Source organism: Phaeodactylibacter xiamenensis, from assembly GCF_000759025.1.
Lineage (GTDB): Bacteria > Bacteroidota > Bacteroidia > Chitinophagales > Saprospiraceae > Phaeodactylibacter > Phaeodactylibacter xiamenensis.
Genome location: NZ_JPOS01000079.1, coordinates 35,956 through 54,943, shown reverse-complemented (window position 1 = coordinate 54,943; position 18,988 = coordinate 35,956). Strand labels below are relative to the sequence as shown.

At 50.3% G+C, this 18,988-nt stretch carries 11 protein-coding genes; 4 read left to right on the top strand and 7 right to left on the bottom strand.

Annotated features, from left to right (window positions below; all coding sequences use genetic code 11):
• Window positions 1–119: 119 nt before the first annotated feature.
• The 3 genes from pgi to IX84_RS20275 form a co-directional block, all read right to left on the bottom strand.
• Window positions 120–1,772 carry a glucose-6-phosphate isomerase gene (gene pgi, locus IX84_RS20285; protein WP_044225037.1) on the bottom strand — a complete coding sequence of 551 codons (1,653 nt, stop codon included), beginning with the start codon at window positions 1,770–1,772 and terminating at the stop codon, window positions 120–122.
• Between the two features lie 173 nt (window positions 1,773–1,945).
• The gene (locus tag IX84_RS20280; protein WP_044225034.1) at window positions 1,946–4,582 is read right to left on the bottom strand and encodes an AAA family ATPase; all 2,637 of its coding nucleotides are present in this window, start codon (window positions 4,580–4,582) and stop codon (window positions 1,946–1,948) included.
• Window positions 4,583–4,780: 198 nt separating this feature from the next.
• Window positions 4,781–8,983 carry a DUF4397 domain-containing protein gene (locus IX84_RS20275; protein ID WP_044225031.1) on the bottom strand — a complete coding sequence of 1,401 codons (4,203 nt, stop codon included), beginning with the start codon at window positions 8,981–8,983 and terminating at the stop codon, window positions 4,781–4,783.
• Between the two features lie 171 nt (window positions 8,984–9,154).
• On the opposite strand from IX84_RS20275, the gene IX84_RS20270 reads away from it, so the two are divergent.
• Window positions 9,155–12,445, top strand: coding sequence for an AAA family ATPase (locus IX84_RS20270; protein ID WP_044225029.1), 3,291 nt, complete (start codon window positions 9,155–9,157; stop codon window positions 12,443–12,445).
• Between the two features lie 12 nt (window positions 12,446–12,457).
• Here the strand turns inward: IX84_RS20270 and IX84_RS20265 are convergent, their stop codons facing one another.
• Together IX84_RS20265 and IX84_RS20260 are read right to left on the bottom strand one after the other, a co-directional pair.
• Window positions 12,458–12,688, bottom strand: coding sequence for a hypothetical protein (locus tag IX84_RS20265; protein WP_044225027.1), 231 nt, complete (start codon window positions 12,686–12,688; stop codon window positions 12,458–12,460).
• A 256-nt stretch (window positions 12,689–12,944) separates the two neighbouring features.
• Window positions 12,945–13,466: a DUF7935 family protein gene (locus tag IX84_RS20260; protein WP_052516239.1), complete on the bottom strand. Its 522-nt coding sequence runs from the start codon at window positions 13,464–13,466 to the stop codon at window positions 12,945–12,947.
• Between the two features lie 279 nt (window positions 13,467–13,745).
• On the opposite strand from IX84_RS20260, the gene IX84_RS20255 reads away from it, so the two are divergent.
• Window positions 13,746–14,096, top strand: coding sequence for a HesB/IscA family protein (locus IX84_RS20255; RefSeq protein WP_044146864.1), 351 nt, complete (start codon window positions 13,746–13,748; stop codon window positions 14,094–14,096).
• A gap of 260 nt (window positions 14,097–14,356) precedes the next feature.
• Window positions 14,357–16,219 carry a T9SS type A sorting domain-containing protein gene (locus IX84_RS20250; RefSeq protein ID WP_044225025.1) on the top strand — a complete coding sequence of 621 codons (1,863 nt, stop codon included), beginning with the start codon at window positions 14,357–14,359 and terminating at the stop codon, window positions 16,217–16,219.
• A 321-nt stretch (window positions 16,220–16,540) separates the two neighbouring features.
• Here IX84_RS20250 and icd read toward each other — a convergent pair whose 3' ends face one another.
• On the bottom strand, window positions 16,541–17,806 hold the full coding sequence (gene icd / locus IX84_RS20245; RefSeq protein ID WP_044225024.1) for an NADP-dependent isocitrate dehydrogenase: 1,266 nt from the start codon (window positions 17,804–17,806) through the stop codon (window positions 16,541–16,543).
• Between the two features lie 216 nt (window positions 17,807–18,022).
• On the opposite strand from icd, the gene IX84_RS20240 reads away from it, so the two are divergent.
• A complete protein-coding gene (locus tag IX84_RS20240; protein WP_044225022.1) occupies window positions 18,023–18,550 on the top strand; it encodes a flavin reductase family protein in 528 nt (175 codons plus the stop codon).
• 100 nt (window positions 18,551–18,650) lie between these two features.
• Here IX84_RS20240 and IX84_RS20235 read toward each other — a convergent pair whose 3' ends face one another.
• Window positions 18,651–18,905: a DNA-binding protein gene (locus IX84_RS20235; RefSeq protein WP_044225020.1), complete on the bottom strand. Its 255-nt coding sequence runs from the start codon at window positions 18,903–18,905 to the stop codon at window positions 18,651–18,653.
• Window positions 18,906–18,988: the final 83 nt, after the last annotated feature.

Genomic DNA, 18,988 nt, shown 5'->3' with positions numbered 1-18,988 from the left:
TTGACCCGATTTCTATCGGTGCAGCACCGGCAGGCGTCTTAGCGCTGAAAAACCAACAGGTCATTCCGTTTCAGCACGCCAGCATATGCTGCACCGTAAAAGGATAAATCGACTCCAGATTATTCGCGCATTTCTTTCCAGGCATTGATCAGCCCGTTGGTGGAGGCATCATGACTGCTGACATCCTCTGCCCCATCCAGTTCAGGAAGGATTTTCTTGGCCAGCTGCTTGCCGAGCTCCACGCCCCACTGATCAAAGCTGAAAATATTCCAGATGATGCCTTGCGCGAAAATCTTATGCTCGTACAGCGCGATAAGACTTCCCAAACTACGCGGCGTCAATTTTTTGAGCAGGATAGAATTAGTCGGGCGGTTGCCTTCAAAAACCTTGAATGGCAACAGCTGCCCAATTTCTGAGGCGGTCTTACCCTCTGCTTCCAACTCTGCCCTGACCTCCCTTTCGGATTTGCCCATCATCAGCGCTTCCGTTTGGGCAAAGAAGTTAGACAAGAGCTTGGCATGATGGTCTCCGATAGGATTGTGGGAAATAGCCGGTGCAATAAAATCACAGGGGATCAGCTTCGTCCCCTGATGGATGAGCTGGTAGAACGCATGTTGACCATTGGTGCCCGGCTCGCCCCAGATGATTGGTCCGGTTTGATAATTCACCGGCTGACCACTCCGGTCTACGTATTTACCGTTGCTTTCCATATTGCCTTGCTGGAAATAGGCCGGGAAGCGGTGCAGGTACTGGTCATATGGTAAAATCGCTTCCGACTCTGCTCCAAAAAAATTGTTGTACCAAATCCCAATCAACGCCAACAGCACTGGCAGATTTTTGTCCAGCTCGGCTTCACGAAAGTGGAGGTCCATAGCATGAAACCCCTCCAGCAGTTGCCGGAAATGATCAAAACCAATAGTACAGGCTATGGGCAGCCCAATTGCAGAAGTCAGGCTGTAGCGGCCCCCTACCCAGTCCCAGAAACCAAACATGTTCTCTGGCGCAATCCCAAAATCCGTCACGCCATCCGCATTCGTGGAAATGGCTACGAAGTGTTTTGCCACTTCTTCTTCATTGCCTGCGGCTTCCAGGAACCACGAGCGCGCCGTGCGGGCATTCGTCATCGTTTCCTGAGTGGTAAAAGTCTTGGAGGCAATCATAAAGAGTGTCGTCTCCGGATCGCACTGCTTCAGGGTCTCTGCCATGTGGGTGCCATCCACGTTGGACACAAAGTGTACCTGCATACCCGGCTTCCAGTAGGGCTTCAGCGCTTCAGTGACCATCACCGCACCAAGGTCGGATCCTCCGATGCCGATATTGACAATCGTGCGCAGCGGCTTGCCGGTAAATCCCCGCCGTTCTCCATTCACCATCTGATTGGCGAAGGTTTCCATACGGCCCAGTACCTTATTGACCTCAGGCATGACGTCCTTCCCGTCTACCATAATGGGCAGGTTGGTACGGTTGCGCAGGGCAATGTGCAGTACGGACCGGTCCTCCGTTTCATTGATCGGTGCGCCGGTAAACATCTGCTCAATGGCATCATGCAGCTTGCACTCTTCAGCTAACTGCAGCAGCAACTGCAGCGTCTCGTCCGTGATCCGGTTTTTAGAAAAGTCCACAAGAATATCTTCAAACTGAATCGAAAACCGGTTGAAACGGTCCGGATCATCAGCGAAGAGTTGCTTCATTTGTATGTCACGGGCCTGTTCAAAGTGGGCTTCCAGTTTTTTCCAGGCTTGGGTTTGGGTAGGATTTTGTTGGTTTAGCATGAATGTATCACTTGTTTTTTCGTTTTTGGATGGTCGCAATATCGGAGATAATTGTTAATTCAAAGTGAAGCCCTGGCCCCGGCCACCACCATCATTATTACGTACACGATAAAAGTGCAACTTATTTATGGCATACTAACGCCGGAGAAATGAGTATGGCTTTGAAATTGCGACTATCCTTCCCCGCGCTTAAAACCAATAGACTTCTTATTGAAAACAAAGCTGCTCTTATCAAGTTTGAAAGGCTCCACATCTTCGAAAGTCAGGAGATTAGGCGGAGTATTGGCCCGCACTTCGGGTGAAAGGGCAGCTAAACGCAAATTGTGGTTCTTAATGGCCTCATTGACTACATTGCGCACGGTGCGGGCATTGCCAAAGTATTTGTCCCGGTAGTCGTAGAGAAAGGTCAGGTAACTCCTCAGGTGCTCCTCGGCTTCCGGTGAAGGCACCACACTTTCTTCGCTCAGCATTTGCAGTGCAATGCGGTGCAACTCTTTTGGATTGTAGTCTTCAAATTTGAGAATCTTATCGAAGCGGGAGTTCAGCCCGGGATTGGCCTTCAGGAAGGCTTCCATATTGTCCGGATAACCGGCCACAAATACGAAGAACCGCCCCCGGTGGTCCTCCATACGCTTAAGCAAGGTCTGAATGGCTTCATCCCCAAAATCGCTGCCGCCCCGGCTGATGGATAAGGCGTAGGCTTCGTCAATGAACAAGACGCCCCCCATGGCTTCATCAATACGCTCAGCAGTTTTGATAGCAGTTTGCCCAACGTGCCCGGCCACCAGCCCCTGCCGGTCTGTCTCAATCATGTGACCCCGTTCCAGTACGCCGAGGGCTTTGTAAATCTTAGTCAGAATGCGGGCTACCGTCGTCTTACCCGTTCCCGGATTACCAATGAATACGGTATGCAGGAAGAAGCTGTTCAGCACATCGCGGTTAGTCTCCCGGTAAAAACGGACGAGGCGGACCAGTTCATTGATCTGTTCTTTAATGTTGTCCATGCCCACCAGGCGCTGCAGCTCATCCAGCGATTCACGGAGCAGAGGCTCGTCCACCGGGATATTGGGGAGCTGAATCCGGGGCTTGACTTCTATTTTGGCGACATCGTCGTATTCGACCAACGCCAGTTCCTCCGCAGGCAACGTCTTGGGGTCTTCTTTAGACATGACCCGCAGCCCCAGGTTAATCTTGGACTTCTCAATGAGGTCATAGACAAAGCGGGCATTACCAAAGGACCGGTCGCGTGTCCGGAATGCACTGATGATCAGCTCATCAATTTTCTCTTTGGCCGCAGGATGCAGTTTAACCCCTTTGTTATCCGCCGCAACTTTTGCAATCTGCGACAGCTCCTGCGGCAGGTAATCCGGGAATTCAAAATAAAGCTTAAAGCGGCTTTTCAACCCCGGATTGGAATCCAGGAAGTGCTTCATCTCCTTTGGATAGCCTGCCACGATAACAGCAAAGTCCTTTCCGCCTTCGCCCGACATTTCCTTCACCAGTATCTCAATCACTTCCCGGCCGAAGTCCTTGCTGTCGTCATTTGAACGGGCAAGTGCATAGGCCTCGTCAATAAAAAGGACCCCGCCGCGCGCCTTCTCAATTGCTTCCTTGACTTTCGGAGCGGTCTGCCCGATGTACTCTCCCACCAGGTCCACCCGGTCTACTTCGTGTACATGGCCCTTGGACAACAGTCCCATTTTCTTGTAGAGCAGCCCCATCATCTGAGCGACGGTTGTCTTGCCGGTACCGGGGTTGCCAATGAATACGGAGTGCACATTAATCCGTTCCTTTTCCTCAAAGCCACGCTCCTTGCGCAGTTGCAGAAACTGAATATACCGGGCATGGTCTTTCACCTGTTTTTTAATAGCCTCTAACCCGATCAGATTGGTCAGGTTGCTCATTACCTCTTCGAAGGTCTTATTCAGAGACTCATCAGGCGCAAAGAGTATGGAAGACTGCCGGTTGGGCAGGAGTACCCCGGAAGTACCCTCCTCGAAATCCTCTGCCACTTCAAACGGAATAACAGCCAGGAGCTTATCCATGAAGACCAGCTCGGCAGTATAGCGGTCGCGGCGCCAGGAACCTTTGACATTAGAGCCCCAGCCAGCGGTAATCCGTATCAGGTCATCCCGCTTATCGATACGTTGAAGGCGGACCACCTGACCTTTCAATTCACGGGCGTCGTTATAAAACTTCGTGAATAACTCACAGTGCCAGGACTTTTCCCGGAACAGGTTCTGCAACACAATTTCTACATAAATATACCGGGTCTCTTCACTGCTGAACGTCTCGTAGTAAAGGCGCTCGTCCTCAATGACGTCATCGTAAGGCCCTTCGTACAACTTCAGGGACTGTACTTCCAGGTAAGGATTTTCTCCGGGCAGAGCCTCCCGGCCGGCTTCTTCCACATAAAAATACTTGGTGGCTACTTTTTCTCCCTCAATCCAGGCTTCCCAAAAGTAAGTACCTTTCTTCCAAAACGCGCCTTCTGTTTTATTCCCCCACCCTTCGCGTATAAACATAAAGTGGTCGTACTTACTCACTTTACGGCGGAACGGCAGAGAACAGAGCAGCTTGGAATTCTTCTTCATGGCGTAGCAACGAAGCTCTACATCCACTTCCCAGTCTTTGACATCAAAAAGCTTGTTATGAAAGGAGAGCTCTGCGTAAATGTAGGTGGTCTCATACCGGTCGAACACCTGCCGATACTTCTTTTTGTTATCGGCCAGCCACTCCGTGGAAGCATAAACCTTCAGTTCCCGGAATTTATAATTTCGCGTTGTGGGATTCGTTATTTCCTCCGCCATTCGGCAATTAACTGGTTAAAGTCATTAAAGATAAACAAATAGCGCATTTTCAATTTAATTCTATACGTTGAAATGCCCCTTAAGGTACATTTTTTCTAGAAAACCCGGTTTTGTATACAAAAATGCGCCCTGCCGTTATTCCCGACAGGGCGCAATCCAATCAACTATAAAAAATAGTCTTCAGATTCTCTTGTCCTTCTATTTTACCACAACCAGGCGGCGGGTAATTGTACCCAGTGGAGTGACCAGATTGTAGGTGTACATACCAGCAGGCAGTGCACTCACCTCTACAGTGCGGTTGTGCTGGCCCGCTACCTGTGTGCCCAAATCGCTGGCATATACCACTTGTCCGGTAAGGCTGCGAATTTCTTCAGTCACCTGTAGTGGCTCATTGATGCTGAATTGAACCGTCGCCTGAGTGCGTACAGGATTCGGTGCAATCAGGAACTCATCAAAGGCGGCATCTACTTCCCGGGTGCTTGTCAGCTCGCCGAGTGGGAAAGTAGTACCGTCCGGAAGGGCTACCCATACCCCAAACGCTGTTGGGCCATCGGCTTCACCCAGGAAGCCAGTCGCAAATACTGTTGCTGCGCCGCCTTCCAGCCCGGTGAGGTCTGCCTCATAGGCTTTCACTGCGGTACTGTTGTCGTCAGCAGGCGTAACATTCAGCTGGTAAGAAGCAGCTGGTACGTTCACATACCCTTGATAATCTCCGTAGGCCACATCGTCAAACAGTACGCCACCAGTGCTTTGAACGGTAACATCAACATCCGGCGCATCGGTAGCACCGTGGTATAGCAGCAGGTCCACGCCTTCATCAGCCGCCGCAGTCTGTGCCATATCGAATACCGCCAGATCAAACGGGGTATCAGCATTGCCAACCAGGCCGGTTGCCATGACTACATACTTTTGACCATCATTAAAGCGGATATCCTCAAATGTTGCAATCGCATCATCCGCAGAATTGCTGTTCTCACCAGCTACTGCCAGGTCAATATCCGTGCGGGTTGGCAGGTCCACGAATGGCGTTGCGGTACGGTACGCAAAATCATTAAGTAGCAGATCGCCATTGGCATAAACATCCACGGTGGGGTCCGCTGAGTTGTGAATCACCTGCACCTGGGCTACCGGCGTAAAGCGCACAGCGTCTCCCAGTGGGGAGAAAGCAATCAGATCGAAGGGTGGCTCATCGCCCAGCAGGCCGGAAGCGACTACTGTTACGCCGAAGCCAGCAAGACCTTCCGGAATTTCTGATTCGAAAGTCGCAACGAGAGCGTCGCTGTCTCCGGGTGTGATCTCCAGGTAGTAAGTTTCCGGATCAATTGGCAGTACGCCGGAGAAATTTCCATAAGCCAAATCGCTAACCAGCTCAGCCCCCAGGTCACGTGCCGTCACATCTACTGCCGGTGCACCAGGTGAACCATGGAATACGGTTACATCCACCTGAGCTGGGTCTTCTGAAAACAGTACCCCTTCTGTGTTTTGTACCAGTTCAAAAGGATTGTCTGCATCACCGGGGATACCGTTGGCAATGATGATGTTGAACTTTCCGTCTTCAAACACAACAGGCTCCGTTACATTGAACAAGATATCACCAGGCTCTTCACTGTCTGCAGGTGCCACGCCAATCGTAAGCGGTGTACGGGTCGGATAGTAAGTCGTTGCGCTTGTGGCTGTTTGGAAGTCCAGGTCTTCCTCGATTTTCACTGCGTTGTTCACCCAGAGGTCTACACTTGCAGCTGCTGCTGCCGGTGAATTATGGATGATTTGCACACGAGCCGCTGGCGTGAATGGAATGACACTTCCATCGGGCAGGACCGTCAGGAGATTGAAACCTGGATCGCCACCAACAATACCTGAGGCAAAAACCACGGCAGCGAGCCCTTCTGTACCAGTCAGGTTCTGAATGAAAGTACCGACCAGGTCATCCGCACCTGCCGGGCGTACTTCGAGGAAGTACTGAATACCGGGCAAATCAAGATAGCCTTCGGTAAATTCTCCGTAAGCCAGTCCCGTGATGAAAGGAGCATCACCGGAATCATTAATATCCACAGCTGGTGCACCGGGGGAACCATGGAAGGCCATCACCTGAAGGCTTTCAGGGTCTGTGCTTGCTTCCTGGCCCATGGCGCTGACTGCAAGACCGAAAGGATTGTCTGCATCTCCAACGATACCATTGGCAAAGACAACATAGGTTTCTCCGTTCTCAAACATGACCGGGAAGTTGACCAACGTGTCTTCCACAGACTCGCTGTCGCTGAGCGCCACACCAATATTGATCATCGTCTCGGCTGGCAGGGTTTCAAATGGGGTCGCCGTTTGGAATCCAAAGTCATCCAGCAGCAGGCCGCCATTCGCATAGATGTCTACTGTTGGGCTCGGTGAGTTGTGGATAATCTGTACACGTGCCACGGCTGTTGCCGGGAATTCCACAACCGTACCATCCGGCAGGGCAGCAAACAAACCAAAGGCAGGATCACCACCCAGAATACCAGAAGCAAAAACCGTTGCAGCACCTCCGCCCAACCCACTCAGGTCGGCTTCGAAAGTCGCTACAATATCCGGACTGCCGGCGGCGCGCACATCCAGGTAGTACAAACCGGGCTCAGCTTCCAGGTAATCGGTGTAGGAACCATAGGGTAAATCTTCAATAATCGTACCTACCGTGCGGATATCCACATCCACATTCGGTGCACCCGGCGAGCCGTGCAGGGCAGCAAAGGCTACAGACTCCGCATCACTGGCGGCTTCCTGCCCCATATCATTCACATGCAGAGTGAAAGGGAAATCGGTATCCCCGACAATACCATCGGCAGCAACGACGTAGGTCTTACCATTCTCAAAAGTCACAGGGAAGTTCACCAGGGTATCGGCTACTGAGGTGCTGTTGTCCAGCGCTACACCAATATTGATTTCCACACCGGCATCTACAAAGATGAATTCAGACGCTGTCCGGAACGCAAAGTCATCCAGCAGCAGCCCACCATTCGCATAAACATCGACAGTAGGGCTTGGGGAGTTGTGGATCACCTGCAGGCGGGCAACAGGTGTGAGCGGCAATTCAACCACATTACCGTCAGCTAATGCTGCAAACAATCCGAATGTACCTGCGAAGAGTGAGCCAGAAGCAAATACAGTAATGGCATTTCCACCCAATCCGTTCAGATCAGCCTGGAAAGTACCAACGATATTGGGATCGCCTGTTGCTCGGATATCCAGGTAGTATACGTCTTCTCCCACTGAAATATAATCAGCAGAATAGTTTCCGTATGACAGGTTTTCGATGAGGTTACCGATCAAACGTGCGTCAACATCTACGCCTGGCGCATCATAGGAACCATGCAACACTGAGATATCAATATTATCTTCATCCATTGCAGCTTCGCGGGCAGTGGCATTCACAGCCAAGGAGAAGGGAACTGTTCCACCAGTTACGTCCCCTAAAGCAGAAATCACATAAGTGTCCCCGTTAACCAGCGTTACAGGACCACCTGTGTAAACATTATCGGTAGTTGGATCACCGCCAGCCGGTACTACTGCAATATCCAGAGCAACACCAGCCGGAACGAAGTCGAATGCTGTAGCAGTACGATACTCAAAACCGGGGAGGAAAAGACCTCCGTTTACATAAATGTCTACTGTTGGATTGTCTGCGTTATGGATGAACTGTACGCGGGCAACCTCTGTTGATGGCAATTCAATCACCGTACCATCAGGCAGGGCAGCGAACAGGCCAAATTCAGGCGTGGCCCCCAGTAAACCGGAAGCAAAAACAGTGGCAGCGCCTCCGCCGAGGGTGCTCAGATCCGCTTCAAAGGTTGCCACGATATCCGGATTGCCGGCAGCACGGACATCCAGGTAGTAAGTCTGCGGTTCCACAGACAAGTAGTCCGTAAAATTACCATACTCCAGACCGGGGATAAGTGTGCCGACAGTCCGGGCATCCACGTCTACAGCAGGTGCATTGGTGGAACCATGATAAACATTAAGGTCTACCATGCCCATCATTTCGGCTTCTGTTCTGGCATTGGCATTGACGGCCAGGTCGAAGGGCGTATCCATATCGCCGACCACGCCGGTGGCAATAACCGTGTAGTTGACCCCGTCTTCCAGCGCTCCCAGCGGGAACGTAGCAATGGCATCATCAGCGGAATTACTGGGCGAGACCGCGATATCTACCTCGATATCTGCACCAGCCGGTACTTGGAGGAACGCGGTTGCAGCCCGGTAAGGCACACCTGTCAGTTCCGGTAATAGCGCATCATTGACATAAATGTCGACAGTAGGGCCGGAGTTGGTCCCCGGCGTAGGCGAGTTGTGGATAATCTGAACGTTAGCAGTTTGGGCAAAGCTCAGGCATGCCAATAGCATTGCAAGGCTTACCATGTACAACTTCTTCATGGATTGCTTTTTAAAGGTTGGAGATTTATCATCATTCACACACACTAACAGAGCACCTGTTTTTATGTTTGTGGATAAAAATAAAGTTCGTCAACCAAGTTGCCCTTTTGCCAAGTGCTTGTCATTTCCACAAAAAACTTATCTTGCCCGGCAACACCACACCAATCCTACATGGCCCACGTCAAGCTGCAAGTCCCTACTCTGGTCAGCGATCTCGAACTAAACGGGAAGCGCCACTACAGCCTGCGCCCTTTATTCCTGGATTACCCCCTGACTGCGCACCGCAGGTATGAGCACGCCGTTGTGCAATATCAGAAGGAAATCAAGAATCTGTTCAAAGGATTCAGCCTCGACCGGGAGAATGCGCTTCAATTGCTGTGGATGATGTTCCGCCCTGAGGTTCGTTATTTTCAGTTCCGGTATGAACTCACGATTGACCGGCAGTTTATTGCCGGGCGGTACCCGGTGGCTGTTTTCACCTTACAGAAGATGAACTTTGTCGTCCTGCCTACTCTGAATAACTACATGTACATCTCTGATGCCAAATCCCATACCGATTTTGAACAAGCCTGCCGCAGGGTGATCCGGAAGCTTTTGAAACAGATAAAAAAGGAGGAGCAGGAAAGTTTTTCTCCTCAGGACTACTTTTGCGGAGATAAAGATTTCCTGACGGAGGTCGATGTAACGGTCAATATCGCTGCTAAGCCTTTTTCCTTTGATGCGCCAGCCAACAACTGGTTCCTCAGCAGTCTGCTGGACGACACATCCTTCGACGGTGCTGTGGAAGCCGAAAAAACAGGTCAGGACATCAACGCCCTTTATCCGGCTGAGCTCAACCGGGCCTATCATCAGGAAGAGCGGGTACAACAGCTGTACCAACTTATGTATCAGCCGGCACAAACGCCCATCGCAATTGTAGGGCCCAATGGGGTTGGCAAGCATACTATCGTACAGGAAGCCGTTTGGCGGTACGAATCGGGCTACTATGAAAAGGTAAAGAGCCGGCACCAACGCCTTTGGCATATCGACCCCACCCGGCTTATTGCGGGCATGAGTATTGTGGGCATGTGGCAAAAGCGCCTTGAAGCCATCATTGAGTTTATCATGCGCCCTTCCGAAAAGAAGGGCGATAGTGACAAAATGCTGGTCGACAACCCTATTGCACTGCTCCGTATCGGCAAATCCGCACAAAACGATATGACGCTGAGCGACGTACTGCGCCCCTACCTTGAAAAACGTCAGCTGCACCTCATACTCATCGCAACGCCTGAAGAATGGAAAACCCTACAGGAAAAAGGGCGGCGTTTCAGCAATCTGTTCCGGGTTGTGCGCATAGAGGAGCCCGGCCTGGAAAAGGCTGTTCAGATCATTATTGAAAAACGGCGGCAACTGGAGCGTAATAATGACAACCAAATTAAGATTCAGGCCATTGAGCAGTTGCTTACCATTCAGCGCAATTACCTGCGCAATAAGCCCCTGCCCGGGAGTGTCATCAGGCTCTTGGAACAGCTGGCCGTGAAGCACCGGTACGGCATTGTGGATGCGCCGGAGGTAAGGGAGGAATTCCGCAACTTCAGCGGCCTGCAGGAGCATATTTTTGATGCTGCCGAGCCTCTTGAAGCGGAAGCCATTCAGGAAGTACTGGGGCAGCAGCTGGTGGGGCAGCCGGAGGCCGTCCGTGCACTGTCTGATGTAGTACACCTGGTCAAAGCCAAACTTAACCACCCGGGCCGCCCCTTGTCCTCTTTTCTCTTTATTGGCCCGACGGGCGTGGGCAAAACACAGGCAGCCAAAGTACTTTGCCACTATTTAATGGGGCATGAAAAGCAGTTGCTGCGCTTCGATATGAATGAATACATCGACAGCAACAGCCTGCAAAGGCTTATCGGGGACTATTACAATCCGGAGGGGCAGCTTACCGGTGCAGTGCGATACCGGCCTTTTAGTATTGTACTGCTTGACGAAATTGAAAAAGCCCACCCTCTGGTTCTTGACTTGTTGCTTCAGCTGCTCGATGACGGGCGCCTGACTGATAGCCTCGGACGGACCATTGATTTTACGAATACCATTATCATCATGACCTCCAACGTCGGAGCGCGGGAAGCGGGCACTCAACTTGGTTTCACCTATTCAGAGCAGTCTCAGGCACACACTTACCGCCGGGCCATGGAGCAACAATTCCGGCCAGAGTTCATCAACCGTATTGACCATACCATCGTTTTTAACCCGCTAAGGCCGGAACACATCCTGGGCATCGCCCGCATTCAGATCAAAGAACTCCTCAAACGCGATGGCTTTGTCCGTAGGGCCACCATCCTAAATATCAGTCAGAATGCTCTGGAATGGGTGTCCAGGCGGGGCTTCGACCCTCGGATGGGCGGACGGGCGCTAAAACGGCAAATTGAACGCGATCTCACGGCACTTTCCGCTGAACAGCTGATCAACACCCATTCTGACCACCCCATCCTGATGGATATCATCCTGAAAGACGGGCAGCTCCACCCAAAGATTACCCCACTTGAATTTGTTGAGCCGCTGGAGGAAGAATGGATGCCGGAACTGCCTGAGGAAACCAAAGGCAGAGGCTTCTACCGCCGGCTTATTAGCACCCTCGACCTGATGCTGGAAGAACTGGAAGCCTACGAATCCGCCAATCAGGAAGATGGCCCGATTGTTTATATCGACGGGCAATCGGCCGGGCAGCTCGACTGGGAATACCACCACTTTAAATCGAAAGTGGTTGAAGCCAAGGAGTCCATCAACAACATCAGCCTGGCCTTCCGGGACCGTTATTACAAAATCGGGCCAGCAATCCCACTACGCCTGAAAGCTGTGAATATGGTACCCCGGAGCGACTGGTCGACCAAAGGTATACGGGAAAACTTTAAGGATAAGCTCTTTCAGCAGGAAGGCATACGCGAGATCAGTGATGCTTACCAGTATGCCAATGTGCAATTTGACAGCCTGCGCACTGAGTTTCTCAACCACTTTCTGACCGTTGCCATACTACAACTGCAACAACGGGCAGTACTCATCAAGCCTCCCGGCAAGCTCCGCCTGCATGTACAGTCCTGTATTATCGGTATGGGCCAAACTGAGGTCGGTTTCTTAATCAACCTTTATGATAAGCTGCTGCAATTGCTGGACCTCTCCCCCACCCGCAACGATGACAATGAGATCGAAATTGAGGGTTATGGGCTGCGGGCTTTACTCGAAGGAGAGTCAGGCATTCACCTGTTCTATACCGCCAACCGTACTCCGATCCCAATACGGGTAACCTTAGACGGGCTTCAGGACCCAGAGTCTGCACATCGGGTAATCCGGTTGTATGATGCCACGTATACGATCACCGACCTGAGGTCAGGTTTTGCAAATGCGGCAGATATTACGGCTGAAGAGTTTCTGCTGCTCGTCTACGCAGGAATACCTGCTCAGTTGCGCAGAGCACTTTATCCATTGTAGAAGCGAGAGAACTTATTGATTTTCAAGCATGGCTTTCTCCTGCAAAGTAGTGCACAGGCGGACCACATCAGAGAACCGGCCCAGAGCCTGACCATTCCGGTGAAGGTAAAAGGCACCATCAGGTTCAATTGTAATTTGAACCTCCCCGGGCAACAGGAATTCCTGTTCTTTGCGCTGCTCCACGGCAATTCCAAAGTGCCTGAGTGCACAAAGCAACAGTTGAGTTTGGTTAGATGCATCCATAATTGCTGAATTAAATTATGGCAGCTGAGGCATTTGTAAAAAAAATCTGTGAAATACGAAAAATGGATTCATCAATGAGGCTCCCGGTGTTTTTGTTTGTTTATAGCTAATGCAAGGAAGCTAAAGGATGATCTATTTTCTAAAACTACAATCAATATATGATCAATTCTTCAGAAATAAAAATTCCTGCCGGATGATTTGGTGTTTTTTCTGTTTTGTTGAATACCAAAGGGTTATAGCTTAAACAAAACCGGCATTATAATCGGGTAGCCGCCTCTCTTTTAATGGCAAGCAGGGCTTTTTCAACGGCCATAACTTCCTGCTGATTGACATAATTCAGCAGCATCCCTGTCAGTTCTTTTGCATCGGATTTGGCATTTGCTTTCTCCGCTATAATGGAGATGGCATTGACCGATTCATCCCGGGCCAGCTTGATGATTTCCCAAAGTTGGGAGGAGACGTAAACCTGCTGGGTAATATTGTGCTCGTACTCCTGCTGGACCGCCAGCAACAATGACACCCGAAGCTCACCATTGGACATGCCCGGTTTACGGACTCTCAGCAGCAAGTTGGGCAGGGAAATCCGCTCACAAAACAGGGATAAACGCTCATAGGCCTGCAAGCGCAGTGGCAGGGAGGACTTTTGCTGCTCCTGCTGCATTTTAAGGTGCTGGAGCTTTTGCTGATTTTCCATGTAGGTCTTTAGCACAAAATAGGCTGCCAGAAACGTCAGCAGTCCGGGTATGGTAAGTTTGATGATCTCCAGAAGGATTTCCATAGGTTCGTTTTGTATTGAGTGTCCGGAATAGTCACCGCCTGACTGCCATTTTGATTACGCAGGCTGAGCGGTTGGGCTGCAAAACTAAGGACCTTAATCGAAAAAACGCACAGAATTATCCTGGTGGCCAGGAAACTCTCCCGTGATGCCTGGAAAAATTAAGGCAAAATTGTTTTCAAACCAAACCCGGCAGCAGGTTGTTACGTTTGGTAAATTATCGCATAGCACTTAGATTTGTTATGCAGATTAACCATAAACTTAAAAACAGCTTATCCGGATATGAGCGATGTTAAAGTAGAACAGGCTCCCATTGCACTGACTGAAGGTGCTATCAAAGCGCTGAATCAAATCAAAAAAGATCAGAACATTTCTGATGACCATGGGCTGCGCGTAGGCGTTAAAGGTGGAGGCTGCTCAGGCTTTTCCTATAAACTTGGCTTTGACCTCCCCAAAGAGAATGATCAGGTGTACGAAGTTGCCGGTATTAAGATCCTTATGGAAAAAGCACACGGAATTTATCTGCTTGGGATGGAGATCGACTGGGAAGAAGGGCTCAACAACAGAGGGTTCTCCTTTAATAATCCTAATGCTACGGATACCTGCGGCTGCGGAACTTCCTTTTCTGCATAGCTATTTTGCCCCGGACAAGACAGATGCACCTGACCCTGGGGCTAATTATCCTAATTTTACAGCCAAAAAAACAAAAAAGTGCTTCCGGATGACAATCCTTCATGTTCCGGAGCAGTTTAGCAACTTTATGCCTTTTGGTATCGTCTTTCTTATATAATCGCAGCGTAAACCAGCGATGTCAGGAGACTAAATCCTCCAAGACCCCACCAACAAATTCAAGAACGAATCATTTCAATTCAATATTAATCGATCAACTATTTATGAAAAAATCACTACTCCCTTTGCTGGCGCTATGCCTACTAGCTATTAGTGGCACAGCACAGACTGACACCCTATTCCAGGAAGATTTTGATGGCGGCATTCCCGATACCTGGACCATCAGCCCGGGCAACCCTGAAGGTGCAATCTGGCAATGGTCTGCTGACGGCACAGCTGAATCGGCAATTGTGGATGGCGAAGTACTCGATGCCTTGTTTTGGGGCGCAGGAGGCACCATTCAGTCCCCTACCGTATCCAATGGTGTAGCCATGTACAATTCTGACGTGTACGATGGAGGTGGCGTTGGCGTAGGTCAGGGGCCATTCCCTGGTACACACTCTGGCAGCCTTACTTCTCCACCTTTCAGCTGTGTGGGCTTTGACACCTTGTACCTGGCGTTCAATCAGTCTGCACGAGCCAATGCTAATGCCGTGTCTACCATCCTGGAGGTATCTGTGGATACCGGCAACACTTGGGTAGACTTTCCTATTAATCCGGAAGTAACCGGCAATGGCAGCAGTGGAGCAACCGACCTTGAACTCGTAAATATCAGCGAAGTAGCGGGAGGGCAGCCTCATGTGCAAATCCGTTTCACCTGGAACGGCCGTTATTACTACTGGCTGATTGATGACATTCAGGTGATCACTCCAATGGACCAGGAGCTGGAAATGGGCGACTTTTTCTACCCACCTGCCAGCTTCTCCACGCCAATTTCTCAAATCGCAACAGACACCTTTGGTTTCGAAGTGGACATTACCAACTTTGGTAAAGAGATCGTTAACAATATGGTTGTGAAAGCCAGTATCCTGGAACGCGTTACAGATACGCAAACAGAACTGGTGTGGGAAGACAGCCTGGTAATTGCAGAATTCCCTCCTTTTTACCGGGATTCTACTATTCAACTGCCAAACCCTTTCGTACCAGAAGACCTAACACTTGGTGAATACGTGGTACGGTACGATGTATATGCCCAGGATACAGAAGACTTTAACCCGCTGAACAACAGCAAGCAGGACAACTTCCGGGTCTCTTCTAACCTTTTCGCTAAAGAGCCTGCATTGGAAAGCGGCACCCGTCCTGGTAATCAGGCCGACTACCAAATGGGTAACCTTTACCAGATGAGCACTATCGCTACTGAGCAGTTTGTGACCAGCGAGGTTTTCTTCGGCGGTACAAAGAATGCTGCTGATGGGCCCATGGGCGGAGAAAACACAACCATCTTCCTCTACAAAGTTGCGGATAACGTAGATGCTAACTTCGACAACTTCGATTCAAGTATCGAAACTGAAGACCTTCTGGAAATCGGCTTTGGCTTCCACACTTTTGCGGATGACGAAGAAGGTGAACTCATCTCAGCTCCACTCACTGACCTCGATGGCAACCCCATTCCTCTTGAGCCAGGCGCACGCTACATCGTGGTGTCTGAATGGGCAGATCAGTCTACGGATGTATTCTCTGGTACCAACGATGACTTCATGTACTTCCAGATCGCAACCGTCGTGCGTACTTCTGAGTGGTTCCTCGGTGGCTTTGGTCCCGAAACAACTTCTGTAGTACGGATGCGTATTGCCCTGGCTACGACTAGTGATGACATCGCACTGCCAGAAGCTTCAATGAATATTTTCCCGAACCCGGTCGCTGTAAACGATCAGCTGAATGTACGCTTCGACCTCGATGGCAACTCACCGGCTATGCTGGTCGTTGCTGACCTCGATGGCCGCGTTATCAACCTCTTTGAGTACGAAGATGGCCTGACTAACGAAACCGTACAAATCCCTACCAGCAAACTGGCGGCAGGTACTTACCTGGTACGCCTGAGCACAGAGCAGGGTACAAAGACCATGAAGTTCAACGTAGTGCGCTAAGCGCATTATTCTGACAGGAATAAAAAAAGCGCTGCTCCGGAGAAACTCCGGGGTAGCGCTTTTTTAGTTTCGGCTAACCTGAGACGACGATACTCCGGGGCTGCCTGTCAGGTCACACCCCTGCAATCATCACCAGCCTCCGTATCAGGAATGTTCGCTCAGCATGAGAAAAAACACAGACATACGTTAGGTTGCGGTTTTACCACAGATAGTCATCGGGGGCGGTCTGAGCGGGCAATAAAAAACGGCGGCACCTTTCTTTCGAAAAGCACCACCGTTATCTGTTTTCAGCTGCCTGCATCAGGCGAGGCCTTATTCAAATTACATATTCTCAATAATCTCTGTACCAAACTCAGAGCACTTCAGCAGGGTCGCCCCTTCCATCAAACGCTCAAAGTCATAAGTTACGCGCTTGCCTGCGATGGCGCCTTCAACGCCTTTCACAACGAGGTCAGCCGCTTCGTTCCAGCCCATGTAGCGCAGCATCATTTCACCGGAAAGGATAACAGAGCTTGGGTTGACTTTGTCCAGGCCAGCGTACTTTGGTGCAGTACCGTGGGTCGCCTCGAAGATCGCACGGCCCGTAGTATAATTGATATTCGCACCTGGCGCAATCCCGATACCACCAACTTGTGCAGCAAGGGCATCAGAAACGTAGTCTCCATTGAGATTAAGTGTTGCAATAACTGAGTATTCCGCCGGGCGGGTCAGGATTTGCTGCAGGAAGGCATCTGCGATGGAATCCTTGATAAGCAGTGCGCCTTTGTCGAGGGCTTCCTTTTGAGCCTTGTTGGCTGCTTCCTTGCCTTGCTCCGCCACGATGCGATCGTACTGCGCCCATGTGAAGACCTTGTCGCCGTACTCCCGCTCTGCCATTTCGTAGCCCCAGTCCTTGAATTTACCTTCGGTAAACTTCATGATGTTTCCTTTGTGAACGAGGGTCACAGAAGGCTGCTTCTGATCCAGTGCGTAGTCAATTGCGGCACGGACCAGGCGTTCTGTACCTTCCACCGAAACCGGCTTGATACCTAATGAAACAGAATCCGGGAATCGAATCTGAGTCACGCCCATCTCTTCCATGAGGAATTTCTTCACTTTCTCTGCTTCAGGAGTACCGTTGAGGTATTCAATACCCGCGTAGATATCCTCTGTATTTTCCCGGAAGATGACCATGTCAATTGCACCGGGGTTCTTTACCGGAGAAGGCACGCCAGTGAACCAACGTACCGGGCGTACACAGGCAAACAGGTCCAGCTTCTGCCGCAAAGCAACGTTCAGGGAGCGGATACCACCACCTACCGGGGTCGTCAGCGGGCCTTTGATAGCCACGAGGTATTCTTTGATGGCCTCAAGCGTTTCCTCAGGCAGCCATTCGCCAGTTTGGTCAAATGCTTTCTGACCAGCCAACACTTCCTTCCAGTGGATTTTGCGTTCCCCTCCGTAGGCTTTCTCAACAGCTGCATCAAGTACGCGCTCAGAAGCCGCCCAGATATCAGGACCAATGCCATCGCCTTCAATGAAAGGCAGGACGGGATCGTTAGGTACGTTTAGTTTTCCATTTTCAATGGTGATTTTAGATCCGCTCATATTCTATTGTTCAGTTTTTAGTATTTGGTGACAGTAATTTTCTGAGGCTTTTTTAGCGGTCCAAAGGTAAAAATTAAATACAAAAAAACAGGTAGTTCTGACGGTCAGAAACAGGCAAAAGCTTGGAATTTCAGGGGCTGACCCAAGGCCGGGCGGTTAAATCGAACACAGATTTGGTTGCTCCCGTTACCAAAGTGTAATTAAAATGAAAAATTTATGGATACCATACGCGCAAAAGAAGATGTGCTGGAAAAAATCACTTATGGCTTTCACGTTGTCACGACCCGGGCAGACCGGCAGGAATTGTCTACCCGCGACCGCGACTATATTGCGGCGGGGACGATCAGCTGGGCCATGCAGAGCAGCTTCGAGCCTCCAATGGTCACTATTGCTGTAGCCAAAGATTCAGACCTGAACGAAACCATTCCCAAAGCCGGGTCCTTCGCCCTAAACATCCTGGGCAAAGAGGATAAAGCACTTGTGGACGATTTCGCCAAAGATAGTGTCATCCGGAAGGATCAGACCATCAATGGTTATGACTTCCTAAACGGAACAGCAACGGAAGCCCCCATACTCGACCGCGGTATCGGCTACCTGGAATGCGAACTTGCTGATCAGGTAAAAACAGATGGCGACCACGTCCTCTTTATTGGGAAAGTAGTCAATAGCGACCTGCGGCAACCTGAACATCTACCGCTACACGAATGGGAAACCGGTAAGCATTATGGTGGCTTTCCTGCCTGATAAACCGATTAAACCTGACCGGTAAAATCAGAAGCGCCCCTACCCTGCTGCGGATAGAGGCGCTTTTGTTGTTTTGCAATTCTATAATCTCCAGTTCTATCTAACTCAAAACTTCTTCCTCTCCGAGGATACGCCGCGCGGCATCAAGGATGGCAGTGCTTTCCAGATTGACAATCCCGCCATTCGGCCCGGGCTGAATGTGGGCATCAATAATATCCCCATTCTCAAATTTCTTCGCACCAAAGTAATTCCGGACTGTTTGTTCCTGAAGCCCCAATTCATTGGCAATCTTTTTTACGCTTCCGGTTGGGAGACGGTGCTTGATCTCCCTCAGCTCATCATACGTTATATGCATGGCTCTGTCATTTTGTGAAAGAATCGAATTTGCATTAGAAATGTACAAATTCTATCCAAATAAACCAACTTAAAATTTAAGAT